Genomic DNA, 24686 nt, shown 5'->3' on the forward strand with positions numbered 1-24686 from the left:
CGGATCAGGAGGCACGTTTGCGACGCAGCACGTTCGGCGACGCCGGGGACCGGGGTGCGCGGTGACCGCGCTCGACATCAGCAGGCAGGACCGCCGCCGACTCAGCGAGGGCACCGCCCGGCGTCGGCTCGTCACGGTGCGGACCGTCGCGCTGCTCGCCTCCCTCGCCGGCGTCAACTACGTCGGCTGGCGCTGGGCCGCGTCGGTGAACTGGCACTCGTGGTGGATCGCCGTCCCGCTCGTCCTCGCCGAGACGTACAGCGTCATCGACTCGCTCCTGTTCGCCTTCGGGGCGTGGCGGCTCCGGGAACGCGGTGAGCCGCCGACGAAGCCCTCGTCCGACGTCACGGTCGACGTCTTCATCACGACCTACAACGAGCCCATCGAGCTCGTGGTCCGCACGGCCCGGGCGGCGAAGGCGATCGCGCACCCGCACACGACGTGGATCCTCGACGACGGCAACCGCCCGGAGATGCGCGCGGCCGCCGATGCGCTCGGGATCGGCGTGATCACCCGCGGCGCCGACTGGGTGGACCGCCCCCGGCACGCCAAGGCCGGCAACCTCAACAACGCCCTGCTCGCGACCCAGGGCGAGTTCCTGCTCATCCTCGACGCCGACCAGGTCCCGGAACCGTCCATCCTCGACCGCACGCTCGGGTACTTCAAGGACCCGAAGACCGCGCTCGTCCAGACCCCGCAGTGGTTCGAGAACGTGCCGGACGCCGACCTGCTCGGCAGCCAGGCGCCGCTCTTCTACGGGCCGATCCAGCAGTCGAAGGACGGCTGGAACGCCGCGTTCTTCTGCGGGTCGAACGCGATCCTCCGACGCGAAGCGCTCATGCAGCTCGGCGTCACGCGCTACGTGCGCGAGGTCGAGGCGTCGGTGGCGCGCACGATCAAGACGTCCCGCAAGCTCCTGGCCCGCGCGCGCGAGACGGAGACCGACCCGCGCGTCCTCGGCGCGCTCGACGAGGCCGAGGCCGTGGTCGAGCGCGCCCGTGAGCAGGTGCAGCGCGGCGAACCGCTCGGCGACGTCACCTACGCCTTCCAGCGGGGCATCGACGCGATCTCGTTCCGGTTCGCGGCCACCGACCTCGAGTCGGTGCGCAACGACCTGCAGGAGCTCGCGGCGATGTCCACCGACGCGAACACGTTCGCCGGCCTCGACGACGCCGCGCTCGACGTGCTCGGCCGTCGCGATGCCTCCCCGGTCGCCGCGATCGAGTCCATCGCGGTGCTCGCCCGTGCGCTCGACGTGAACCGCGACGACGAAGCGCAGCCGATCATGCCGCTCGCGACGATCTCCGTGACCGAGGACATGGCGACCGCCATGCGCCTGCACGGCCTCGGCTGGAAGTCCGTCTACCACGACGAGATCCTCGCGAAGGGGCTCGCACCGGAAGACCTGCCGACGATGCTCGTGCAGCGCCTCCGCTGGGCGCAGGGCACCATGCAGGTCTTCTTCCGTGAGAACCCGCTCGTGCAGAAGGGCCTGTCGTGGGGTCAGCGGCTCATGTACTTCTCGACGATGTGGAGCTACCTGTCCGGCTTCGCGGCGATCGTGTACATCGCTGCGCCCGTGCTGTGCCTCTCGTTCGGGGTCGTGCCCGTCCAGGCGTACAGCGTCGACTTCTTCGCCCGGCTCATCCCGTTCCTCGTCCTCAACCAGCTGTTGTTCTGGGTGGTGGCCGCCGGCCGACCGACCTGGCGCGGGCAGCAGTACTCGCTCGCGCTGTTCCCGGTGTGGATCGAGTCCGTCACGAGCGCCTTCGACAACGTGTTCCGGGGCCGGCCGCTCGGCTTCCGGGTGACGCCCAAGGTCCGCGACGAGTCCGAGCAGAAGCCCCGGTGGGACCTCGTGAAGCCGCAGCTCTACGCGATGGGGGCGCTCGTCGCTGCGCTGGTCCTGATCGGCATCCGGTACCTGACCGGTCAGGCGTCCGGCATCGCACCGCTCGTGAACACCGCATGGGTGGTGTTCGACCTCTTCATCTTCAGCATCGTCATCCGAGCCGTCCGGTACCGGGGCCCGGGGACCGTGCAGTCGGAACACGGATCGACGACGACCGGAGGACCCCTGTGAGCCAGCACCGCACCACGTACGAGGTCCCGGCCACGGTGGAGTCCCTCGACCAGGTGCAGGACCGCTTCGGCGCGTGGTGGGACGGCATCGGGATCGACGACGTCCGGCTCCGGTTCGGCCTCGAGACCGCCCTCGCCGAGATCGCCGCGAACATCGTCGAGCACACCCGACGGACCGACCAGGAAGCCGGACGGCGCTACACGGTGGAACTCGACGTGACCGACCGCGAACTCGTGGCGGTGCTCAGCGACAACGGCCTGCCCGCCGACGTCGACCTCGCCGCCGTGACGATGGCCGACGTGGACGAGGAGAGCGGTCGCGGCCTCGCGCTCGCCATCGCGGCGCTCGACCGGCTCGAGCACCGGCACGAGGGTGGCCGCAACGTGTGGACGCTGGCGTGCACGCGGTGAGGCGTCGTGCGGCCCGGGCGGTCGCGTTCCTGGTCGTCGTCGCGACGCTCGCGCTGGGCGGTGCCCTGCCGGCGTCCGCCGCCGGAGCGAGCACGGCGGCAGCCGTCACGCCCGCCACCGGGACGACCTGGTTCGGGCCGGACCTCGACTGGGGCGCGGACGCTCCGGACGGGTACGCCGGCCGACTCGGGGCGACCCCCTCGATGTACGGCGTCGAGATCGACTACCCCCTGGACCGCAGCGCCCGCAAGGAGTTCCTCCGTGCGACCCGTGCCGCGGCGGCGCAGGGGGCCGTCCTCGTCGTGAGCCTCGAGCCCGACCAGTCGCTCGGCTCGCTCACCGCGGCGGACGCCCGCGCGGCCAACGACCTGTTCGAGACGGTCCACGACCAGTACGACACCCAGGTGCTCGTGCGGTTCGCCCCGCAGATGAACGGCACGTGGGTGCGCTGGGGCCAGCAGCCGACGCGGTTCGTCGCGGCGTTCCGGGCGTTGGCGTCCGCGGTGCACGGCGGCAGCTCGGACGCGCTCATGGTGTGGTCGCCGTCGTACGGTGCCGGCTACCCGTTCGGCGAGTCCGCCGGTCGACTGCGCGACCTGTCCGCGACCGACGTCGCGAAGCTCGACACGAACGACGACGGCCAGCTCACCGCCGCCGACGACCCGTACGAGCCGTACTGGCCGGGCGCATCGTCCGTCGACTGGGTCGGTCTGTCGATGTACTACTTCGGCAAGGGGAAGGCGACCGAGGCCGCGGGGCGCGACGTCCCGCTGACCCGCAACGACGTCCCCGAGTCCGGCGAGGTCGCAGCACGGTTCGACGAGACCTGGGGCTACGAGCAGCAGCAGTCCGGGAACTTCTACGACCGGTTCGCGGCGGCCGACGACCGCCCGATGCTGCTCGACACGGGTGCGCTGTACGACCACTCGCTGCGCGGCGACGCGGAGCTCTCGGTGAAGCAGGGCTGGTGGCGGCAGGTGCTCGCCGCCGTGCAGGACCGACCGCTCATCCGTGGCGTCACCTTCCTCGAGACGAACCGCCGCGAGCCCGAGGCCGGCAACCGTGTCGCCGACTGGCGGGACACCGCCGTGCCTGGCATCGCCGGTTCGTTCCGGACCGACCTCGAGCGCGCGGGCGAGGTCGTGTTCGGACCCGTCACCGACCGCGTCACCCCGCAGGCCGGCGCTGCGGCGACCGACCAGCAGTACGACACCGGCGGCGACCAGATGGCCTGGATCGTCTGGTGCTCGGTGGGCCTGGCGCTGGTGTTCCTGCTGAGCGGGCTGTTCGGTCGCCTGCTGCCGAGCTGGCGCTACCCCGACGACGGCAAGCCCGGTCGCGACCTGCGGCTCGACCTGTTCCGCGGGTTCATCATCCTCGCCGTGGTCATCACCCACATCGAGATCGGTGGCCCGTACTCGTACATCACGCTGCACGCGACCGGTGCGATCACGGGTGCGGAGATGTTCGTGTTCCTGTCCGGCATGGTGCTCGGCATGACGTACCCGTTCGCGATCAAGAAGTTCGGCGAGTGGGCGGCTGCGATCGGGGCGTGGAAGCGCGCCCGCAAGCAGTACCTCGTCACCCTCGGCGTGATCCTGGTGGTCTTCGCGCTGAGCTTCGTCCCGTTCCTGAACACCGACGCGATCACGACGTTCACCGACCGGGGCACCGGTACCGGCGGGGTGGGGGCCGAGGGGCGCGTCTACGACCTCTACCCGAACGCCATGCAACTGCTGGCCTACCCGCCGCCCTGGTACGCGATCCGCCAGTTCCTGCTGCTCGAGATGGGCCCGTGGCCGTTCAACATCATGGGGCTCTTCGTGGTGCTGAGCCTGTTCATCCCCGCGTTCATGTGGGTGATCAAGCGGGGCTTCTGGTGGGCGCTGCTCGTCGTGAGCTGGGCGCTGTACGTCTACCAGGCCGTCAACCCGGACTTCCGGCCGATCAACTCGCAGTTCGAGTCGGTGTTCCCCCTGCTCACGTGGCAGGTGGTGTTCACGCACGGGCTCGTCCTCGGGTACTACCGGCGGCAGATCATCCGCGCGCTGACCGGTCGGCTCGGCAAGGTCCTGATCGGCGTGGGCATCGGCGGGTACGCGCTGTTCCTGGTGTACGTCTGGGCCGGGAACCACTTCGGGTTCGTGCCGACGCCGTTCCCCGCGTCGATGTACGACGACCTGTACAACACGGCGTACCAGCGGGTCGACCTGCAGTGGGGCCGTCTGGTCGACATCGCGTTCTTCGCGATCGTGTCGTACGCCATCCTCACCGTGTTCTGGAAGCCGATCGCGGCGACGATCGGCTGGCTCTGGATCCCGATCGGGCAGGCGAGCCTCTACGTGTTCGTCTGGCAGGTGTTCTTCGCGCTGGCGATCGCGTCGATCCCGGGCGTCGACTGGAACAACGGGTGGATCGGCTTCGCGACCCACACCGTCCTGATCCTGCTGGTCTGGTACATGATCCGGAAGCGGTTCATGTTCTCGGTCATCCCGCGCTGACCCCCCGCCGGAACTCCCCGCGAAAGCGACAGATCCCCGCGGACGTTCCGGGCGGAACTGTCGCTTCGGCAGGGGTGAACGCGACCACACGTCGGACGGGAGGCGCGGTGCCAGATGGCACCGCGCCTCCCGTCCGTCACCGGCCCCGCCTCAGGCGCGCCGGCTCCGGCGACGCGCTGCGGCCGCTGCGGCGATGGTGAGGCCGGCGATCAGGGCGATCGCCGCGCCGGCGGCGAGCGGAACGATCTCGGCGCCGGTGTACGCGAGGGAGCCGGCACGGGTACCAGCGGTCCCGCTGCGCGGCGCGGCCTCGGTTCCGGCGGTGACCGGACGACCGTCGCCGCTCGGACGAACGTCGGCGTCACCGGCCGTACCTGCAGCACCGGAGTCGGCGGTACCGGAGCCGGCGGCACCGGTGTCGCCGGCACCCCCGTCGTCGTCACCGACCGCTCCGCTCCCGGAGCCACCGGTCCCGTCGGACGACCCCGTCGAAGTGTTCACCGCGACCGACACCGACGACGCCGCCGAGGCGATCCGTCGCGGTTCACCCGCCGGGAGCGCGCTCGCGGTGGCGGTGTTCGTGATGGCGTCCGACTTCGCGTCGTCGGTCGTGACCGTGTAGGGCGCAGAGCACGTGGTCGACTCGTCGGCCTGGAGTTCGGTGGTGTCGCAGCGGACCGGTCCGAGCGAACCCGTCCCCGAGAAGCGGCCCTCGTCGATGGCGAGGTCGGTGAGTGCGGCGTCGCCCGTGTTCCGGACGTCGAAGCGGTACCCGAGCGACTCACCGGCGGCGCTGACGGCGGTGCGGTCGGCACCCTTCGTCAGGGTGAGTGCCGGTCGCTGCACGGCCGAGGTGACCTCGGTTGCGTTGGAAGCAGGGGCGGTGTCGAGGTCGACGCCGGAGACCAGAGCGGTCGCGGAGAGGTCGGCGTCGCGGTCGGCCGGGGTCGTCGCCCGGACGACGATCGACGGTGCGGTCGCACCCGCTGCGAGCACGCTGTCGGCGGTCCCCGTGGGGTTCGTCAGCGCGGCGAAGGTCGGCACGGTGGTGCTGCGCTCTGCCGAGGCGCCGGCGGGCACGGTGGTGCACGTGACGGTCGTCCCGTCGACGGTGCAGCCGTCCGGAGCGACCACGTTCGTGACACCGGCCGGGAGCTGGGCCGTCAGGACGTACCCGTGCGAGTCCGCGGGGCCGTCGTTGCGCACCGAGAAGGTCCACGCGGCGGTGCCCTCGGCGGGGACGAGGGCCGGCGCCGAGGCCTCGGCCACCAGGTCGGTCGTCGGGAGCAGCACCTGGACGGCGACGCCCTGGAAGGTCGACACCGGGATCGCGCTCCCGTAGTTGACGATCGCGCGGAACGCGTTGTCGAGGTGGACCGACCGGACGACGCCGTGGATCTTGAGCGACATCGCGCCGGCGGTCGGCGCCGTGCAGGGGAGCCGCGACGGCTGGGACGGGCGGGTGATGGTGTCACCCTGCAGGGCCCAACCGTTGGGGGACTCCTCGAGACTCAGCCGCGAAGGATCTGCGGGCGCGCCGTCGATGCCGGACACCGAGATGTCGTACCAGTCGAGCGAGCAGTTCGATCCGGAACTCATCGCGCCACCAGCGGTCGAGAGACGGAGGACCGGGTCGACGACGGGCTCGGGGAAGGTGATGTCGGAGCCGTACGTGGCACAGGTGACCGGGACGAGGGCCGCCTGGCCGGTCAGGCACGACCGGGCGGCGGTGATGGCCCCCGGGCTCGGGCGGAGCTGGAGGGAGCCCGTGCTCGCGCCGGACGTGACGACCAGCGCGGACTGAGCGGCGTCCTGGTTCACCGCGACGACGTCGCCGAGTCCGGCGAGCTCCGCGGGCAGCTGCGTGGTCGCGCGCTGGCCGTCGACGGTCCACGTCCCGGCGCGGAGGTGGCCAGCGGGGTCGGCGACGGCGGCGGGGCCGATGAGGAGGGTGCTCACGACCAAGCCGCCGCCGACCACTGCGGCGGCGATGCGGAGGCGGGTCCGGGCGGGTGGGCTGGTCTGGGTCACGTAGGGCTCCATGCTGTCTGATCACGTCCACTCGAGCGACTGAACGCCATCATGTTGCCAGCGAGCAACTGATATGGCAACTGTTTGCATACAATCCGCTCTGACTCCTCGAGCCCAGCACCCTCGGGCGGCGAACGGAAAACGCGGCTGGTCGGTGTCCCGTATTCGCGGGAAGCACCGATCGGCTGGCTGTCCCGGTCCTCGTTTCCTAGCGTTGGACCCGTCAGGACGTCTGTTCGACACCGCGATCGTCCAACACTCCGCACAGCTTCGTGAGGACCGGACGGCGCGCGGTGGTCCTGACCGAGACCGAGGCCTGCGACGCCTCATGAGAGGCGGACGCGTCATGACCGCCACGTCCATCACCCCGTTCACGGACACGCCGATCGCCGGCGTGCGGCACGTGTCCGCCCGTCCTCCTCGCAGCTGCTCCTCGTTCTCCGAGGTCCGCGCAGCGCGCCACGACCGGTTCCTCGCGGCGTCGGCGGTCCTGACCGGCATCGGTGCCGTCAGCATCGCCGCGGTCGCCACCATCGCGTTGAGCGTCGCCTCGTGAGCGCGACGACTCCCCGCCCCACCGCCTTCGTCGACGAGCGCGTGCACGCGCCGACCGAAGCGATCGACATGACCGCGCTGATCCTGGCGCAGAAGCAGGCACACCATGCGTGACCAGCACCACCTCCAGCAACTCCGCCAGGTGCCCTCCGAGTGGCACCGTCGCGGGATGACGTCCCCTGCCGAGATCGACGCCCTGGTCGCGACCCGGGTCGGCGAGACCTTCTCCGCGGTCTCCGGCCTGCACGCGGAGCCATCGTACGCGGACTTCTTCGTCGCGCCGACTGCTGCGTGAGCCGTCGGGACACGGTCCCTGAGCTCCGGTGGACCGTCGCCGTCGCAGCAGATCGGCCGCACGTGGGTACCGAGCGGGAGGAACCGGCTCACTGTGGAGGGCACCATGACCGCGATCGCTCCGCCTCCGACGTTCGACGGACAGCTGGAACCGGACCCCGTCGTCGCCGCTGCTGACCGCGCGTTGGCGCGAGCGGGTGCCGCGCGCCTGCGGCACGGCGACGTCGCGACGGCTGCCGGGGTCGACGTCCGAACGGTGCGTGCGCGGTTCCCGGACGTCCTCGCCCTGGTGACCGCCGTGTTGCGGTACCGACAGGAGCACTGGCTGCACGGCCTCGCGATGGCGACCCGTGCGGTGAGCGAGCCGCGCGACCAGATCCTCGCACTCTTCGGCTACCTCGAACTGTGCTTCACGGACGACGACTGGCGCGGTTGCGCCTTCATCAACGGGTACGGCGAGCTCGGCCGGACCGAACCCTCCATCGCCGCACTCGCGGACGAGCACCTCGCCAGCATCGAGGCCCACCTCAGGACGCTGTGCACCGAGGCGTCACTCCCGAGCTACGTCGCCGATGGGCTCTCGCTCCTGGTGCAGGGCGCGAAGGTGGAGGCAGCGATCCACGGCACCACCCAGCCGGCTCGGTCCGCGCGCATGACCGCCGCGGTGCTGATGAGTGTCTACGGCCCCGCCCGCGCCGACCGCTTCATCTGAACCGCGCTCGGGCACGCCGCGGGCGGAGTCGTCTCAGCGGCGAGCGAGCGTGGCACTCGGGTACTCGGCGAACGCTGCCGAGTACTGCTGGCTGAACCGCCCGAGGTGCGCGAACCCCCACGCGGACGCCACCTGGCGGACCGTCACCTCGGCGGGGTCGGCGGCGAGCAGTTCCTGGCGGACCCGGCCGAGACGCACGCTGCGGATGAACGCGTTCGGCGTCGTCTGCAGGTCGCGCTGGAAGGCTTCCTGCAGTGCGCGCAGGCTGACGTCGAGGTGCTTCGCGAGGGTGCTCGTCGTGATGGGGAGGTGCGCGTTCTGGTGGACGTACTCCACCGCCGCGCGCACGTGCGCCGAGCGCGTCGCCCCGTCGGTCGCACCGGGGTCGCTCCGCTGCTGCGGGTACATCTCCAGGAGCGATGCGGACACCAGCCGTGCCATCTCCGCATGGAGGAGCCGCCCGGGCGTGCTGTCGCGGAGCGTGTGCGCCACCAGGGCGATGGTGTTGTGCCACGTGCGGACGGCCCGAGCCGCCGGGACGGCGGTGTGGTCGAAACGCAGACCGTCACCGACGTCGGTGCCCTGTTCCGAGGCCACGCGTTCGACGACCGGACGCGACAGGTGGACCAGGCGCTGTTCGTAGTCCGCCATCTCGAACGTGAACGACCGGTGTGGCAGCAACGGCACCGGCACGCCGTGCGTCATCCGGAACGCCTGCCCACCGGTGTCGAGCACGCTCGACCCCGACTGCAGCCACTGCACGATCACCTCACCGGATGGCGGCAACTCGCCCGCGAGCCGACCACCGAACCGTGACGAGCGCAGCGTCATGGCCCCGTCCCCGACCGCGGTGTACCGGAACGCGAACGGACCATCGGTGGCGTCGACCTGCACGTCCGCGCGGTAGAGGTCGCTCAGGAGCTGAGCGGCTTCACCCGGCTCCGTCCCGGCCGCCTCGAGACGGACCGGCATCGCGTCGTCGATCGGCATCAGCACGAATCATCACACACCGCGGCGCACCGGTCCTGGCCTCATCCGGGAGCCGCATCCCCGCCGTGCGCGCAGCCTCCGGAGCCTGCTGCTCAGGCGGGAGCGTCCTGCGCGTCGTCCCACGACTGCCACGCCGCGAACTGCGCCTGCGCGCTCCCGAGACTGCTGTGCGAGCCGTGCACGCGGTGGTCGAGGGTCTCGAGTTCGTACTGTCGCCGGTAGCTGATCGTGGCCACCGAGACGCCGTCGACCAGCCCGGTCCACCCGTCAGGGGAGTCCTGTCGCCAGGAGAGTGCGTGGGGGGGTCGCATGGAACAGGCTTCCGGTCGACGCTGGGGAGCTGAGGTGCTCGACGCGCATCCCGGACACTAGGCGCAGCTCCCTGGGAGCCGGTGCCCCACTGACGGACTGGAGGCGCGGTGCCTGCCCGCACCGCGCCTCCAGTCCGTCGTCCGGTCGCCGTCACCGCGTCGGCGTCGCCGCCTCGTCCGCGAGCGCGCTGCGCACCGACCCCCACGACGCGAGCCGCTCGCGGACGGCGTCGTCCCGCTCGTCGGCGAGGGCGGTCGCGAGCGCGTGCTCGAGCACCTCGTCGATGACGATGCGCCGGCCGCTGCGGGCCGAGGCGATCGCGGCGTCCACCATGGTCAGGCTCATCACGTTGCCGTGCACCTCGCCGTCGGGGACGTCGCCGGAGCGGACGGCTCGGACGAACGACGCCAGGGACCCGGCGATGTCGCTGCCCACCCCCGGTGCTCCCGGCGGGTCACCCGGTGTGCCGTCGAGGTCGCTCGACGGAGCGTGGTCGCCGTCCCACACGGCCGACCCGGCGGCACCCGACGCCCGCCAGTCGCCGTTCCACGAGGTCTCGTCGCCGGGCGCGCACCAGGAGCCGTCGTAGACGTAGCGGGCGCCGTCCTCGAACGCGAACACGGCGGCGGCCGAGGCGTCGCCGCGGTACCAGGACCACGAGGGGTTCCACGACTCGCAGTAGACCGACACCGGGTCCTGTTCGAGCAGGTACCGGGCGGAGTCGAACGCGTGGATCGCCATGTCGAGCAGGAGGACGTCGTCCATCTCCTCGCGGAAGCCGCCGAAGTGCGGCGCCTTGGCGAACCGGGTGCTCAGCGACCCGACGCCGCCGAGGCCGCGGAGGTGCTGCCGGTAGGCGACCAGGTGGTCGTTGTAGCGACGGGACTGCGACACCATGAACAGCTTGCCGGTGACCTCGGCCGTGGCGGCGAGCGACAGGGCCTCGGCGACGGTCTGTGCCGCGGGCTTCTCGCCGAGGACGGGCAGTCCGGCGGCGAGTGCTTCGACGGTCACCGGGTGGTGCGCGACGGGCACGGTGATGTCGAGCACCGCCTCGGCGCCGGTGTCGGCCAGGAGCGCGGAGAGGTCGCGGCCGACCGGGATCGACGCGTCGCCGGCGAGTTCGGCACCGGCGCGGGCGGCGTCGAGGTCGAGGTCGACGATGCCGACGAGCTCGACGTCCGGGTCGGCGGCGACGGTGCCGAGCCAGGCGCGGCCCATGCCGCCCGCGCCGACCTGGACGACGCGCAGGGGCGTCGTCATGCGCGGGCCTCCGCGTGCGTGTCAACGGGGGCGTCCTCGACCGGAGCGTCGTCGAACGGGCCCCGGTAGTGCTGCCCGTCGAAGTACTCGCCGAGCTCGTACCGGCGGAGGGTCGGGATCTCCCGCTCGCGCTCGGGCCGTGCCCACTCCGCGGCGTTCGCGATCACGCGTCGGACGTCCTTGTGGTGGTACACGGGGAAGTCCTGGTCGCCGGGGGAGAAGTAGAAGATCCTCCCGAGGCCGCGTCGGTACGTCATGCCGCTCCGGAACACCTCGCCGCCGGTGAAGCCCGAGATGAAGACGAGTTCGTCGGGGGTGGGGACGTCGAAGTACTCGCCGTACATCTCCTGCTCGGGGATGACGATCGGGTTCGGGACGCCGCGCGTGATGGGGTGCTGCGGGTTCACGGTCCAGACGAGTTCCTGGTCGTGCTCGCTGCGCCACCGGAGCGTGCAGGTCGTGCCCATGAGCTTGCCGAAGATCTTCGACCAGTGGCCGGAGTGCAGGACGACCAGCCCCATGCCGGACAGCACGTGCTTGTGGACGCGGTCCACCACGGCGTCGTCGACGTCCTGGTGCGCGGCGTGCCCCCACCAGGTGAGGACGTCCGTCTGCGCGAGGACCTCGTCGGTGAGGCCGTGCTCGGGCTCCTGCATGGTGGCGGTGCGGACGACGGCGTCGGGCAGGTTCTCGCGGATCCCGTCCGCGATGGCGCCGTGCATGCCCTCGGGGTAGCGCTCGGCGACGTGCTGCTCCACCTGCTCGTGGACGTTCTCGCCCCAGACGGTGATGCGCAGCGGAGAGGAGGTCATGGTGTGCCTTTCTGACGTGGAGTTCGTGGGGTGCGGTCGGTCCGGTGTCGTCACTTGACGGCACCGCCGAGGGCACCGGCGGAGATGTACCGCTGGGCGACGATGAGGAGCACGGCGGCCGGGAGGGACGCGAGGACCGAGGTCGCCATCACCGGCCCCCAGTCGGTGACGTTGGAGCCGATGTAGTTGTAGATGCCGAGCGTGATGGGTCGGACGGCGGGTGTCGAGGTCAGCGTGAGGGCGATGAGGAAGTCGCCCCAGGCGCCGAGGAAGGTGAACAGGGCCGCCGTGACGATGGCGTTCCGGCTGATCGGCAGGACGATCGAGACGAAGGCCCGGAAGTCGTTCGCGCCGTCCACGAGCGCGGCCTCGACGAGGCTCGCCGGGATCGACTCCATGAACGCGCGCATGAGCAGCACGGCGAACGGCACCTGGACCGCGCTGTCCGCGAGGATCAGCCCGAGGTAGCTGTTGAGCAGCCCGACGTTGTTGAACAGCGTGTAGAGGGCGTTCGCGATGACGATCGCCGGGATCATCTGCGTGATGAGCAGCACGAGCAGGAACACCCGCGTGCCCCGCATCCGGAACCGGGCGAGACCGTACGCGGCGGGGGTCGCGATGGCGAGGGTGAGCACGACGGTGCCGAGGCCGATGATCATGCTCGAGACGAAGTTCTGGCCCTGCTGCTGGAACGCGGCCTCGTACCCGGCGAAGGTCGGGGACCACGGGAACCAGGTCGCGGTCGCCGCACCCGAGGTCGCCTGCAGGCTGGTGTTCACCATCCAGTAGACGGGGAACACCATGATCGCGAGGAACACGATGCCGAGGATCGTGAGCGGGATGCCCTTGACGCTGCCGCGTGGCCGGCGGGCCCTGACGGTCCGCGCGGTCGTGATGGCGCGGGTGGTGGTGACGGTGTTGCCCGCGAGTCCGACGCTCATTCGTCGACCGCCTTCCTGGAGATCGCGATGTAGACCATCGCGAAGACGAACGAGACGACGATGAGGACGTTGCTCACCGCGGCTCCGATGCCGAACTGGAAGTTGATGAACGACTGGTGGTACGCGTTCGTGGCGAGCGTCTGGGTCGAGTTCGCCGGGCCGCCGCCGGTGAGGCCGAGGATGATGTCCACGACCTTCAGCGTGTAGACGACCCCGAGGACGATCACGACGCTCACCACCGACCGGATGCTCGGCCAGGTGATGTACCAGAAGGCCTTGAACCCGGTGGCGCCGTCGAGCGCCCCGGCCTCGTACAGCTCCGGCGGCACCGACTGCAGGCCGCTGTAGAGGATCGTCGTGTTGAACGGGATGCCGAGCCAGACGTTCACGCCGATGACCGCGATGAGCGCGAGGCTCGGGCTCACCAGCCACGGCACCGGGGCGATGCCGACGAGGCCGAGCAGCTGGTTCAGCGCGCCGCTGTCCTGGTCGAGGAGCCACTTCCAGACCGCGCTCGACGCGATCAGGGGCAGCAGCCAGGGCAGGAGGAGGAGCCCGCGGAGGAACCCCGACAGCGGGAAGTGCCGCCGGAAGAACAGCGCCAGGCCCAGTCCGAGGACGAACTGGAGGATGATCGAGCCCGCGGTGAACAGGGCGGTGTTGACGACGCTGGTCGTGAAGACCGAGCTCTGGAAGACCGCGATGTAGTTGCCGAGTCCGACCCAGGGGGCCTCGCCCGTGAAGAAGGTCTTGGTCGTGTAGTCCTGGAAGGACATCACGATGTTCTTGACGACCGGGTAGCCGAAGAACACGGCCACGAAGACGGCGGCCGGGATGACGAAGAGCCATCGGGTGAACCCGTTCCGCAGGCGCGCGCGGCGCTGGCCGGGTCGTGGTGGTGGGACGGACACCTGGGTCCGTGGTCGGGTCTGGGTCGTGGCGCTCATCGTGGGATCCGCTCCTCTCGCAGGTGGGAGGGAGCCGGCCGGGACCGGCCGGCTCCCTCGGTCACTACTGGTTCTGGGACTGCGCCTGCTGGAGCGCTGCCTCGGGATCGGCCTTGCCCGTGAGGGCGAGCTGGACAGCGGTGTAGATCTTCGTCGCGGCCTTGGGCCAGTCGGGTCCGAGCTCACCGGTGCGGGCACGGGCGGTCTTGACGGTGGTCACGAACGAGGAGACCTGCTGGTGGTCCTTCGCCCAGGCGGCGCCCACCTCGAGGTTCGTCGGGACGTTCCCGGTGACGCCGGCGATGACCTTCTGCATCTTGTCGGTGTTGAGGCACCCGACGAACTTGCCGGCGAGCTTCATCTTGTCCTTGTCGCCGGTCTGCGGGACGGTGAACGCCTCGCCGCCGAGCGGGGCGACGGTGGCCGCGCCGGTGCGGGTCGGGATCGGGACGCTGTCGAACTCGAGGCCCTTCTTCGCGTTGAGCGCGGGGAGCTGCCACGGGCCGTTGATCATCATCGCGGCCTTGCCCGCGAGGAACTGGTTGTTGACGTCGGCCTGCGCCCAGTTGATCGAGCTCTTCGACATCGACCCGTCGCTCTGCAGGTCGTCGACGAGCTGCAGGGCCTGCGCTGCCTCGGGCGTCGCGATGTCCTTCTCGTCACCGCCGTTCGACCAGAAGAAGGGCAGGAACTGCCAGGTGCCCTCGTAGGTGTTGATGTTGCTCATCGCGAACCCGTACGTGGACCCGGAGGTGAGCTTCTTCGCGGCGGCCTTGAGCTCGTCCCACGTCTTCGGCGGCTGGACGCCGGCGGCGGCGAGGAGCTTCTTGTTGTAGTACAACGCGATCGAGTTGGTGACCGGCTGGAGACCGTAGAGGTCGCCCTTGTAGGAGTTCGCGGCCTTCACGCCGGGGACGTCGCCGCTGGCGTCGAGGCCGTAGTCGCCGAGGTTCGACAGGGCCCCGGAGGCGGCGATCTGCTGCACGTCGGGGTTGTCGAGCATGAGCACGTCGGGGAGGGTCCGCGACGACGCCTGCTGCAGCACCTTCGAGATGAGTCCGGCGCCGGCGACGTGGTTGATCGTGACCTTCGCGCCCACCTCCGCCGCGCACTGCTTGTAGATGGGGTTGTAGTTGGCGGCGTAGTAGTCCTCGATGGTGAGGGTCTTGCCGCCGGACGCTGCGGTCCCGGAGCCGGAGCACCCGGCGAGGACCAGCGGGACGGTCGCGATGACCGCGACGGCGCCGACGAGGGCGCGGATCCGGCGCGACCTGGAGGGGAATCTTTGCTTCATTGCAGAGCTCTTCTCTTGACGGATGCTTCGGGCAGAGGGGCGCAACCACGAATCCGCTGACGTCATCGTCGCTGTGTTCCTTGGGGCGAGAAGCTAACAGAAAAGCGCTTCACCTGTAAAGCGCTTTTTTCGCCGAACCTGGGAGCTACACTGAGCGACGTGGCAGCCGACGCGATCAGCCACGACCGACCTCCGAGGGGACGCCATGGCCACGATGCAGCAGGTCGCCGACCGTGCCGGAGTCTCAATCGCCACCGTCTCCTTCGTGGTGAACGGCACGAAGTACGTCACCCCGGCCACGACCGCCCGGGTGACCGCCGCGATGCGCGAACTGAAGTTCCGCGGCAACGTCGTGGCCCGGGCACTGGCGAGCCGCCGCACCCGGATCGTCGCCCTGCTCTTCCCGACCACGGGCAACCGGTTCAGCCCGACCACCTCGCAGTTCTTCATGAGTGCGGCCCAGCGGGCGTCGGAGCGCGGGTACCACCTCGTCCTCTGGCCGGTCGACCCGGCTGGTGACGACCTCGACGACCTCGTCTCCGGCGGCCTGGTCGACGGCGTCATCCTGATGGAGGTGCGGATGGACGACCCCCGCGTCGCCGTCCTCACCGAGCTGGACGTCCCGTTCACGCTGATCGGCCGGACGCGAGACAGCAGCGGGCTGCCGTTCGTCGACATCGACTTCGAGACGACCATCGAGCAGAGCATCGACCACCTCGAGTCCCTCGGCCACCGTCGGTTCGGGCTCGTGCTCGAGGACCTCGAGGGCACCCCCATGGCCGGCTACGCACCGCACCTCCGCGCCGAGGACACCTTCACGAGCGTGGTCGCCGACCGCGGCCTCGCCGGGACGATCATCTACGCCGGCGCCGGGAGCGAGGGGGGCCGGGCCGCGGCGAGCGAGCTGCTCGAGGCCGATCCGGACGTCTCGGCGGTCCTGGTGATGAAGGACGACTCGGACGCCGGGCTGCTGGTGGGGCTCTTCGCGGCCGGGCGGCGGGTGCCCGAGGACGTGTCCGTGCTGAGCATCGCCTCGTCGGAGACCAACGCCGACCAGCACTACCCCCGGCTGTCCACCATGGTCGCCCCCGGACGGGAACTCGGCACGCGAGCAGCCGACGCGCTCATCGACCAGCTGGACGGCACCTCCACGGACCTCCCGCACTTCCTCCTGCCCTGCACGCTGCGCACCGCCGAGTCGACGGGCCCGGTCGCACGCGCCTGAACTCCTTGTTGATTCCTCAGGAATGATCCGCCAGGATCGGGGGAAGCGTCGAGGACGACGGCCGGGGACCAACCACCCCCGACCCTCGTCTCCACCGCTCGACGCTCGGATCAGGAGCAACGTCGATGACCGACACCAGCACATCCGTGCGCGCCAGGCGCCGCACCAGGGCGTTCGCACTCGCGGCCGGGGGCGCCCTCGTCGTCGAGGGACTGGGCTACACCCTCGCGTCGTGGACCGACACCGAGTGGGTGTTCGGCGGCGACGGGACCGGCGGCGGGGGCGTCGCGACCTCGGGCTTCGAGGTGGAACAGAACGTCACCGCACCGTTCAGCGCCGCAGGCTTCACCTCGGACGAGACGAACCCGGGCCAGGCGCTCCGGTTCACGGTGCGCGCGCTGGCCCTCTCACCCGGGACCGCGACCTACGCCCCGGTCGCCCTGCGGACGACACCGGACTCGATCGCCGGGGACCTCGCCCTCCGCGCCGCCGTCCCCGCCGACGGCGTGGCCGTGACCGATGCCGACGGCGCGCTCTGGGGTGCGCTGCACGTCCGGGTCGCCACCGCGACCAGCACCTCGGCCGCGTGCGACGCCACGGCGTTCCAGGACCCGGCGGACGTGATCGCGGACGGTCCGCTCGCCACCACCGCGCCGTCCGCCACCCAGCGGCTCGCGGCCGCCGGCGCATCGACGCAGCTGTACTGCTTCGAGGTCTCGCTGCCCGCGTCGCCGACCCTGCCGCCCGGTGTCCAGCTCGACGCGCTGCAGGGCCGGACGGCGGCACCGGCGTGGCAGTTCGCCGCCGAGTCCGACTGAGCACGTCGTGCACGGCTCCACCAGGCCCGCCCGACCCGTCCCCCTCCCGAACCGGATCCGCACGGTCGTGGTCACCGTTGCCGGGGCGATCGGCCTGGCCTGCCTGCTCGGGTGGGTGGCGATCGTCACCACCGGCCTCTCGTTCGTCGTCGTCACGACCGGCTCGATGGCACCGACGATCCCCGCCGGCGGCCTCGCGATCACGCACGCGGTCCGCGCCGCGGACCTCCACGAGGGCGACGTCGTCACGGTGCCGCGCCGCGGCTCGGCACTGCCGGTGACGCACCGGGTCGTCGCGATCGACCGGGTGGCCGGGGACCGGGCCGCGCGCTCGCTGACCCTCCGTGGCGACGACAACGAGACCGACGACCGGGACCCGTACGTCGTGCGGGACGCCGGCCTCGTCCTCGCGCACGCGCCGGCACTCGGGACGGTGCTCGTCGCCCTCACGAGCCCGGTCGCGCGCGGGCTGACGGTCGCAGCGGTGGGCGCGCTCGTCGCGTGGGCGTTCTGGCCCGACCGCCCGCGGGCGGAGGACGCATGACCCGCCGTCTCGCGGTCCTCGCCGCCACCGGAGCGGTCGTCGCCGCCTGCGCGGGGGCCGGCGCCACGGCCGCGGCGGTCGCCGCCCCGGACTGGAGGCCCGTCCCCGAGACCGGCACGCCGGGTCGCCTCGTGCTGCACACCGGTCCAGAGCCGCTCACCCTGCCCGACGCAGCGCACGACACCGGGACGTGGCAGGTCCGCACCGACGTCCTGCCGGACGGGCCGGTCGTGCTGGACCTCGAGATCCGGAAGGACGGTGCGCTCGCCAGCGCTCCCGGTGGGCTCGTCGTCGCGGTGTCGTTCTGCGACCGACCGTTGCGGGCCACGACGGGCACGCCCGCGTGCGGTCCCGGCGCGACCGCCCTCGTCCGAGCGACCACCACCGACGACCGGGCAGCGTCGAGCCCCGTCGTGCGGATCCCCGACCCGGACGGCGACGGCACCGCGTACCTGCTGGTCCGCACGACGCTCGCGGACCGGTCCGACCCCGAGCTGCCCGGTGCCACCGGCCGGCTCGGGATCGGCGTCACCGCCCGGAGCGAGGACCCCGCCACCGGCGCCCCTCGGTCCGTCCTGGCGTCCACCGGCGCGGCCGTCACCGGCCCGGTGCTCGTCGCGCTCGCCGCGGTGCTCGCCGGCGTCGCACTGCGGACTCGGCGGCGGCCTCGCGCGGGGGAGTCGGCACCGTGACCGCGCGGGGCCGTACCGCCGTCTGGACGGGCATCGCGCTCGCCGCAGCCCTCGTCGTGCCCACGGCCGTGCCGAGCACCGCGTCCTGGACGGACCGGGAGTGGGCGTCCGGGGAGGTCGGCACCTCCTCGTTCGACTGCGGGACCGACGCCGGGTACTCCTCGGCCGCGTCGAGCCGCTTCCTCAGCGGCACCCTCGCCGGCGTGGACCTCGACTCGCTCGCGACCGTGCAGGGCGTCACCGTCGCGAAGACCGGCGCAGCGCCCGCTGCCGTCGAACCGGCGACCGCGCCGGAGATCGGCACCCCCCGCCCGTACGCGCAGTCGTTCGGCAACCCCCTCGACGTCGGGCTGCTGGGCGACCTCGTCGGCATCGACCTCACGGGCCTGGGGGTCGGACTGCCGGCCGGATCAGCCGGTGTCGTCAACCAGGTGGCGACGGCCTCGGGGACCGGGGACGCCGTCGCCGCGTCCGGGCTGGTCGCGGACTCGGGCGGGGTGCTCGTCACCGACACCACCCCGCCGGACCGGCTGCCCGAGCCCGCGACGGTCGGCCTCGGTCGGGCGCTCCCGGGCATCGCCGACGTCAGCGACGTCGGGCTCGAGGTCGGCGCGGTCGGCGCGAACGCGGCGCTCGCCGGGTGCGACGCCCTGCGCGAGGACGTCTGGGGTTCCGTCGTCCAGCGCACGCTCCGGACGACCTCGACGCCGCCGTGCAGCGCGCGGTCGCGCACACCGGGGCGGTCGCCGACACCGGCACGGTGGGCGTCGAGCGGGACTACGGCATCGCGAGCCTGGACCTGCGGGTGGACAGTCCGCTCGTCGGGGAGCTCGTCACGGCCGTGGACGAGACGGTCGACCAGCTGGACGCCGAGGTCGACGCGCTCGGCGGCAGCGACGGTGTGCTCGCCCGCACGATCGGGCAGGGCGTCGTCGGCGTCCTCGGGACGCTCACCGGCGACCTCGGGCTGGGCACGCTCGGCGGCACCGTCGAGCTCACCGGTCCCGACCTCGGGGGAGCGGTGTCGCCGCTGCTGTCCGAGCCCGTCGAGGACCCCGACGGCACCCTCGCACTCGACCTGTCGGCGGGGTCGATCCGCGTCGACCTGGCGCACCTGCTCGGCGACGACGTGCACGGACTGAACGACCTGCCGCCCAACCACGAGGTGGTCCTCGACGCGGCCACACTCGGCGCCCTCGCGGACCGGCTCGGTCAGGTCGTCGACGCCTGGGCCGCGCGGGTCACCACGGCGCTGACGACGGCGCTGGGCTCGATCCACCTCCGGATCGCCCTGGCCGCCGACCTCAGTGCGCCCCTCGTGCTCGGCATCCGGGTGCCGATCGCGACCCTGTCGGTGGGCGTGGACACCGGGATCGCCGCGCTGGTGGCCGGCCGGACGGAGCTCTCGGTCGGCGTCGCGCTCCTCGGACTCGACCTCGGCCCGCTGCTCGCGGTGGTGACCGGGCTCGCCACGACGCTGGTGCGGCCCCTGACGCACGCGGTCGTCGGGGTCCTGTCCACCGGGCTCCTCGGGCTCGTCGGCACACTCGGCACCACCGTCACGACGACCATCGGCGGCCCGGTCGTGGCCGCGACGGGCGCCGTCCTGGCGAGGTTGCCCGCCGTCCTGTCCCTGCGTGTCAACGTGCAGGAGGACCAGCGAGCCCCCGGGGTGCCCGAGGGACTCGCGGTCACCGGGCGCTTCACCGAGACGGCACTGCGCCTCACCGTCGCCGACGCGCTCGTGCCCGGCGGGCTGGCGCACGTCGGCCTGGCCACGGCGACCGTCGGACCGAACTCGGTGCCCCTGGTGCCGCAGCGGACGTGACGGGCGCGCGCCGTGCCTCCAGGCAGTCGACGCGCACCCCCGCGGTCAGCGGCGCCGTGGGTCGCGCGCGGTGTCGGTGAAGAAGTCGTCGTACAGCCCGGCGCCGTCCTGCAGCTCGCCGTACTTCCAGCGCTTGCGCATCCGTCGGAACGTCTCGATGCGCACCGGATCGACGCCCGGCTGAGTCTCGTAGTTGCCCATGGTCCCTCCCCGTCGTCTCGGTACCCCCGGTCGGGGGCATCCGCGGCCGACGGTACGGACGCACGGTCGTCCCGTCCGGCAAGATAGGTAGGGAACTGACCTAGCTGCGCTTGTTGGACAAACGACCGGGAAGGGATGTCACCCGCCCGTAGCCTGCCGTCACGGGGTCGGAGCGCCGTACTCGAGCGCCTCGACGACCCGGTCGATCAGGCGGACGTACTTCGCCCGTTCCCGTTCAGACAAGGAGGACAACAGCTCGTGCAGATGCTCGTTCGTGCTGTCCATCGCCGACGCGTAGGAGCGCTCGGTGGCGGGGGTCAGCTCGATGAACCGGCTCCGGCCGTCGTCCGGGTTCGGGACGCGGCAGAGGTGACCGGCTCGTTCCAGTCGGTCGACCGTGCCGGTGACCGCCGGTCCGCTCAGGCCGAGGTGCGACACCAGGTCCTTCACGCGCACCTTCCGCTCCGCCGCTTCGGCACGAGCGACGTACTGCAGCACCGTGAGGTCCGTGCCCGAGATGCCGAGTCGATCACGGAGTCGACCGCGCAGCGCGCCCATCGCGGCCTCGAGCCGGGTGACAGCGGCCGTCAGGTCGATCTCGTTCACGCGGTCGCCCCCTCGGTGCGGATCCGTTCCGCGACACGATACGCCGCGGGTACCCGAACAGCGTATCCAGATAACGAGACGATCGGCGGGATCCGGACAAACCGAGCGAGTCGGGGGCGGGCATGACGGACGTGGTGACCGACGAGTTCGCCGATGACACATCGTCGCCCGCGACCGTCCGCTTCGAGGTCTCCGGACACCAGCCCGCGGACGCAGCACGCGACCTGGGCCGGATCCACGGCGGCGAGCGGTGGGTCGCGCGGCCCGTCGACGGGACCTTCGACTACCGGTACACCGCGCTCGGCGACGCCGAGGTCACGGTCCGGCGATCGCAGATGCACGGCACGCTGTCCGGGGTCACGGCCGTCGGGCACGACTACGTCGTGCTGTGGATGAGTGCGGGCACGGCCGAGGTCGAGCGGACCGGGGAGCGGTACACGCTCCCGCTCGAGGTCCCGGTGCTGCTGCCCCCGGACAACGAGTACGCGCTCTGGACGGCCGACTACGACCAGCGGGTCGTGCACCTCGACCGGGCGTTCGTCCAGCGCGTCGCCGTCGCGCGCGTCGGGGTCGGCGAACACGCCCTGCGCTTCGACGACCGGCACGTGCCCGACCCGGAGGCCGCGCGTCGGTGGCAGAGCGTGCTCACGATGCTCGCCCGGTCGCTGCGGGTGGGCGGGCCGGAGTCGGCTGCGTGGCAGGGCGCCAAGACCGCAGCCGCCGAGGTGTTCCTCGAGATGTTCCCGCCGCAGGTCGACCACCTGCCGGCGGTGCTCGGGCTGCCGCGGAACGCACGACTCCGGGCCGCGGTGGAGTACATCCACGACCACGCCGCCGAACCCGTCACCATCGCCGAGCTCTCCGCCGCGTCGGGCCTGAGCGTGCGCAGCGTGCAGGAGTCCTTCCGGCGCGTGTTCGACGTGTCCCCGCTGACGTACCTGCGGCACGTGCGGCTCGACCGCGTGCGCGCGGAGCTGCTCGAGGCGGACGCCCAGGTCGGTGCCGTCGGGGACGTCGCGCGACGGTGGGGGTTCGCCCACCTCGGGCGGTTCTCGGCGTCCTACGCGGAGCGCTTCGGCGAGTACCCGAAGCAGACGCTGCGCCGCTGACGGGGTGCTCCGCGGCCGGCCGCGCTCGGCCCGCCGGGGTCAGGGCGTGGTCGGCGCGGGGCCCGTGCTCCGGCGGACGCGCAGCGTCGTGGGCAACCGGACGTGGTCGGACGACTGCTCCCCGCGCAGCATCGTGAGGAGCATCTCGACCGCGCGCGACCCGAGCTCGGTGAGCGGTTGCGCGACCGTGGTCAGCGGTGGCTCGGTGCTCGATGCCTGCGGCACGTCGTCGAAACCGACCACCGACAGGTCGGCCGGCACGCGCAGGCCGAGGCCGGCGGCCGCGCGGAGCACGCCGACGGCGGAGGAGTCGTTCGCGGCGAACACCGCGGTGGGCCGGTCGGCCGTGGCGAGGAGTTCGTGGGCGACCGCGGCGGACTGGTCCTCCTGGTACCCGCCGTCCCGCACGAGTCGCTCGTCCACGGGGATCCCCGCGGCGACGAGCGCGCGACGGTACCCGGCCTCGCGCAGTTGGGCGGAGGCGAGGTCGGCGCGACCCCGCACGTGCGCGATCCGGGTGTGCCCGAGCGCGAGGAGGTGCTCGACCGCCTGGACGGCCCCGTCCTCGTTGTCGGCGTCGACCGTGGCGTGCCCTTCCGGCCCGGTGTGCGGGTCGATGGCGACGACGGGGATCGACGAGCTCGACAGTGCCGTGGTGGGCGTCACCACGATGGCGCCGTCGATGAGGGTGCCGGAGAGGCGGGAGAGCGAACGCCGCTCCCACCCCGGTTGGTCGGCGCCCGTGACGAGTCCCGCGTAGGCGAGCAGTTCGTAGCCGGTCCCGGTGGTGGCGCGGGAGATCCCGCGGAGGAGCTCGGTGGAGAACGGTTCGAACTCGGGGACCAGGATGCCGACGACCCCGGTCCGGGAACTCCGGAGGCTCCTGGCCACGAGGGACGTCTCGTACCCGAGCTCCTCGACCACCTGCTGCACGCGGAGCATCGTCGCCGACGCCACGCCGTCCCGCTGGTTGATCACCTTCGACACCGTGGGGATCGAGACCCCGGCGGCGCGGGCGACGTCCGCGATCGTGACCCGGCCGGCTCCGGGACGCATGCCCAGGGCCGTGTCCATGTGCTCACCGTACCGCTGCCCCGGCGCGGAATCGGTAAAGAAAACGTTATCGATATCGATTGACAACGGTCCCGGACACCTGGCACGCTCTCCGCAGCGGCAGTCGATGTCGCTGCATGTCAACGACGACACTCGAGGAGTTCCACGATGACGAGGAAGATCCGTGCCGCGGCAGCCATCGCGCTGATCGGGGCGACAGCACTGGTGGCCGCAGGCTGCTCGACAGGGAGCGACGCCGCGAGCGGTGACGGCAAGGTCACGATGACCTTCTGGCACAACTCGACGACCGGTCCCGGCAAGGCGTTCTGGGAGAAGACCGTCAAGGACTTCGAGGCGAAGAACCCGAACGTCACCATCAAGATCCAGGCGATCCAGAACGAGGACCTGGACGGCAAGCTCCAGACCGCCCTCAACTCCGGTTCGGCCCCCGACGTGTTCCTGCAGCGCGGCGGCGGCAAGATGGCCGCCATGGTCAACGCCGGCCAGCTGATGGACATCTCCGGCTCGATCGGCAAGACCGCGAAGAGCGAGATCAGCGACGGCGCGTTCGGTGGGTACAAGCAGGACGGGAAGACGTGGGCCATGCCGGTCGACGTCAACCCCGAGGGCATCTGGTACAGCCAGGACCTCTTCGAGCAGGCCGGCATCAAGGGCACGCCCACCACGATGGACGAGCTCAACGCCGACATCCAGAAGCTCAAGGACGCGAACATCCAGCCGGTCGCCGTGGGCGCCAAGGACGCCTGGCCGGCAGCGCACTGGTACTACAACTTCGCGCTCCGCGCCTGCAGCGAGAGCACCCTGACCAAGACCGCCCAGGACCTCAAGTTCACGAACGCCTGCTGGACGCAGGCGGGCAAGGACACCAAGGCGTTCTTCGACACGAAGCCGTTCAACGACGGCTACCTCACCACCGCAGCCCAGCAGGGTGCCGGCAGCTCCGCCGGTCTCGTCGCGAACCACAAGGCCGCGATGGAGCTCATGGGCGCCTGGGACCCGGGCGTGATCTCCTCGCTCACCCCGGACGGCAAGCCCCTCGCCGACCTCGGCTTCTTCCCGTTCCCGGAGGTCTCCGGCGGCAAGGGCGCACCCGGCTCGATGATGGGCGCCGTCGACGGCTACTCCTGCTCGGCCAAGGCCCCGAAGAAGGCCTGCACCGACTTCCTCAACTACATGACCGAGAAGCCCGTGCAGGAGGCCTACTACAAGGCCTTCAACGCGATCCCGGCGAACCAGTCGGCGCAGTCCGTCGTCACCGAGCCGTACCTGAAGAGCGTCCTCGAGGCGTACAACAAGGCGCCGTTCGTGTCGAACTACCTCGACACCGTCTACGGGCAGAACGTCGGCAACGCCCTCAACACGAGCGTCGTCAACCTGCTCGCCGGCAAGGGGTCCGTCTCCGACATCGTGTCGACCGTCAACCAGGCCGCATCGAAGGGCTGAG

At 71.4% G+C, this 24686-nt stretch carries 24 protein-coding genes and 1 pseudogene; 14 read left to right on the forward strand and 11 right to left on the reverse strand.

The genetic code is table 11. The annotated features are described in order from the left end of the window. Positions 1-76 precede the first annotated feature (76 nt). From FS825_RS02205 to FS825_RS02215, 3 genes are read left to right on the forward strand one after another with little or no spacing between them, the layout of a single operon-like run. On the forward strand, positions 77-2083 hold the full coding sequence (locus tag FS825_RS02205) for a glycosyltransferase (protein WP_144711233.1): 2007 nt from the start codon (positions 77-79) through the stop codon (positions 2081-2083). Beyond that, positions 2080-2493: an ATP-binding protein gene (locus FS825_RS02210; protein WP_186377029.1), complete on the forward strand. Its 414-nt coding sequence runs from the start codon at positions 2080-2082 to the stop codon at positions 2491-2493. Before FS825_RS02205 ends, FS825_RS02210 begins: the two co-directional genes overlap by 4 nt. Then, on the forward strand, positions 2481-4994 hold the full coding sequence (locus FS825_RS02215) for an OpgC domain-containing protein (protein WP_144710438.1): 2514 nt from the start codon (positions 2481-2483) through the stop codon (positions 4992-4994). The genes FS825_RS02210 and FS825_RS02215 overlap by 13 nt, the downstream gene beginning before the upstream one ends. Before the next feature lie 150 nt (positions 4995-5144). Here FS825_RS02215 and FS825_RS02220 read toward each other — a convergent pair whose 3' ends face one another. After that, a complete protein-coding gene (locus tag FS825_RS02220; protein WP_186377030.1) occupies positions 5145-7025 on the reverse strand; it encodes a DUF7507 domain-containing protein in 1881 nt (626 codons plus the stop codon). Positions 7026-7371: 346 nt separating this feature from the next. On the opposite strand from FS825_RS02220, the gene FS825_RS02225 reads away from it, so the two are divergent. From FS825_RS02225 to FS825_RS02235, 3 genes are all read left to right on the forward strand, one after another. After that, on the forward strand, positions 7372-7581 hold the full coding sequence (locus FS825_RS02225) for a hypothetical protein (protein WP_144710442.1): 210 nt from the start codon (positions 7372-7374) through the stop codon (positions 7579-7581). 105 nt (positions 7582-7686) lie between these two features. Further along, positions 7687-7875 carry a hypothetical protein gene (locus FS825_RS02230; RefSeq protein WP_144710444.1) on the forward strand — a complete coding sequence of 63 codons (189 nt, stop codon included), beginning with the start codon at positions 7687-7689 and terminating at the stop codon, positions 7873-7875. Between the two features lie 105 nt (positions 7876-7980). Next, on the forward strand, positions 7981-8586 hold the full coding sequence (locus tag FS825_RS02235) for a TetR/AcrR family transcriptional regulator (RefSeq protein WP_144710446.1): 606 nt from the start codon (positions 7981-7983) through the stop codon (positions 8584-8586). A 33-nt stretch (positions 8587-8619) separates the two neighbouring features. Here the strand turns inward: FS825_RS02235 and FS825_RS02240 are convergent, their stop codons facing one another. The 7 genes from FS825_RS02240 to FS825_RS02270 all read right to left on the reverse strand — a co-directional run bounded on the left by FS825_RS02240 (position 8620) and on the right by FS825_RS02270 (position 15145). After that, on the reverse strand, positions 8620-9576 hold the full coding sequence (locus FS825_RS02240; protein ID WP_144710448.1) for a helix-turn-helix domain-containing protein: 957 nt from the start codon (positions 9574-9576) through the stop codon (positions 8620-8622). Between the two features lie 92 nt (positions 9577-9668). Next, positions 9669-9887: a hypothetical protein gene (locus FS825_RS02245; protein ID WP_144710450.1), complete on the reverse strand. Its 219-nt coding sequence runs from the start codon at positions 9885-9887 to the stop codon at positions 9669-9671. 151 nt (positions 9888-10038) lie between these two features. After that, positions 10039-11151 (reverse strand): Gfo/Idh/MocA family protein, encoded by a 1113-nt coding sequence (locus tag FS825_RS02250; RefSeq protein WP_186377031.1) that lies wholly within the window; start codon positions 11149-11151, stop codon positions 10039-10041. Beyond that, positions 11148-11963, reverse strand: coding sequence for a ThuA domain-containing protein (locus FS825_RS02255; RefSeq protein WP_144710453.1), 816 nt, complete (start codon positions 11961-11963; stop codon positions 11148-11150). The genes FS825_RS02250 and FS825_RS02255 overlap by 4 nt, the downstream gene beginning before the upstream one ends. Positions 11964-12013: 50 nt before the next feature. Continuing rightward, the gene (locus FS825_RS02260) at positions 12014-12904 is read right to left on the reverse strand and encodes a carbohydrate ABC transporter permease (protein ID WP_144710455.1); all 891 of its coding nucleotides are present in this window, start codon (positions 12902-12904) and stop codon (positions 12014-12016) included. Next, positions 12901-13851, reverse strand: a complete 951-nt coding sequence (locus FS825_RS02265; protein WP_260980974.1) for a carbohydrate ABC transporter permease — start codon at positions 13849-13851, stop codon at positions 12901-12903. Before FS825_RS02265 ends, FS825_RS02260 begins: the two co-directional genes overlap by 4 nt. 64 nt (positions 13852-13915) lie before the next feature. Beyond that, positions 13916-15145, reverse strand: coding sequence for a sugar ABC transporter substrate-binding protein (locus tag FS825_RS02270; RefSeq protein WP_144710457.1), 1230 nt, complete (start codon positions 15143-15145; stop codon positions 13916-13918). A 205-nt stretch (positions 15146-15350) separates the two neighbouring features. On the opposite strand from FS825_RS02270, the gene FS825_RS02275 reads away from it, so the two are divergent. The 6 genes and pseudogenes from FS825_RS02275 (at position 15351) to FS825_RS02300 (ending at position 20252) form a co-directional block, all read left to right on the forward strand. Next, entirely contained in the window at positions 15351-16370 is a 1020-nt protein-coding gene (locus FS825_RS02275) for a LacI family DNA-binding transcriptional regulator (RefSeq protein WP_260980975.1), read from the forward strand. 125 nt (positions 16371-16495) lie between these two features. Then, positions 16496-17188 carry an acyl-CoA dehydrogenase gene (locus tag FS825_RS02280; RefSeq protein WP_144710459.1) on the forward strand — a complete coding sequence of 231 codons (693 nt, stop codon included), beginning with the start codon at positions 16496-16498 and terminating at the stop codon, positions 17186-17188. Between the two features lie 67 nt (positions 17189-17255). Further along, positions 17256-17732: a signal peptidase I gene (locus FS825_RS02285; protein ID WP_186377032.1), complete on the forward strand. Its 477-nt coding sequence runs from the start codon at positions 17256-17258 to the stop codon at positions 17730-17732. After that, positions 17729-18424, forward strand: coding sequence for a hypothetical protein (locus FS825_RS02290; protein ID WP_144710463.1), 696 nt, complete (start codon positions 17729-17731; stop codon positions 18422-18424). The genes FS825_RS02285 and FS825_RS02290 overlap by 4 nt, the downstream gene beginning before the upstream one ends. A gap of 68 nt (positions 18425-18492) precedes the next feature. After that, positions 18493-19017, forward strand: a pseudogene (locus FS825_RS19110) (choice-of-anchor G family protein); the annotation flags it as partial. 119 nt (positions 19018-19136) lie between these two features. Next, positions 19137-20252 (forward strand): choice-of-anchor G family protein, encoded by a 1116-nt coding sequence (locus tag FS825_RS02300; protein WP_260980976.1) that lies wholly within the window; start codon positions 19137-19139, stop codon positions 20250-20252. Positions 20253-20297: 45 nt separating this feature from the next. Here FS825_RS02300 and FS825_RS18540 read toward each other — a convergent pair whose 3' ends face one another. Then, entirely contained in the window at positions 20298-20453 is a 156-nt protein-coding gene (locus FS825_RS18540) for a hypothetical protein (protein ID WP_186377033.1), read from the reverse strand. Positions 20454-20612: 159 nt separating this feature from the next. Continuing rightward, a complete protein-coding gene (locus tag FS825_RS02305) occupies positions 20613-21059 on the reverse strand; it encodes a MarR family winged helix-turn-helix transcriptional regulator (protein WP_186377034.1) in 447 nt (148 codons plus the stop codon). A gap of 122 nt (positions 21060-21181) precedes the next feature. Between FS825_RS02305 and FS825_RS02310 the strand changes: the two genes are divergently transcribed. Beyond that, entirely contained in the window at positions 21182-22168 is a 987-nt protein-coding gene (locus FS825_RS02310) for a helix-turn-helix transcriptional regulator (protein WP_144710471.1), read from the forward strand. A 39-nt stretch (positions 22169-22207) separates the two neighbouring features. Here FS825_RS02310 and FS825_RS02315 read toward each other — a convergent pair whose 3' ends face one another. Then, positions 22208-23242: a LacI family DNA-binding transcriptional regulator gene (locus FS825_RS02315; RefSeq protein ID WP_260980977.1), complete on the reverse strand. Its 1035-nt coding sequence runs from the start codon at positions 23240-23242 to the stop codon at positions 22208-22210. Between the two features lie 147 nt (positions 23243-23389). Here FS825_RS02315 and FS825_RS02320 point away from each other — a divergent pair, with 147 nt between their 5' ends. Then, positions 23390-24685: an ABC transporter substrate-binding protein gene (locus tag FS825_RS02320; protein WP_144710473.1), complete on the forward strand. Its 1296-nt coding sequence runs from the start codon at positions 23390-23392 to the stop codon at positions 24683-24685. Position 24686: the final 1 nt, after the last annotated feature.

Source organism: Curtobacterium pusillum (assembly GCF_007680845.1).
GTDB classification, from domain to species: Bacteria; Actinomycetota; Actinomycetes; order Actinomycetales; family Microbacteriaceae; genus Curtobacterium; species Curtobacterium pusillum_B.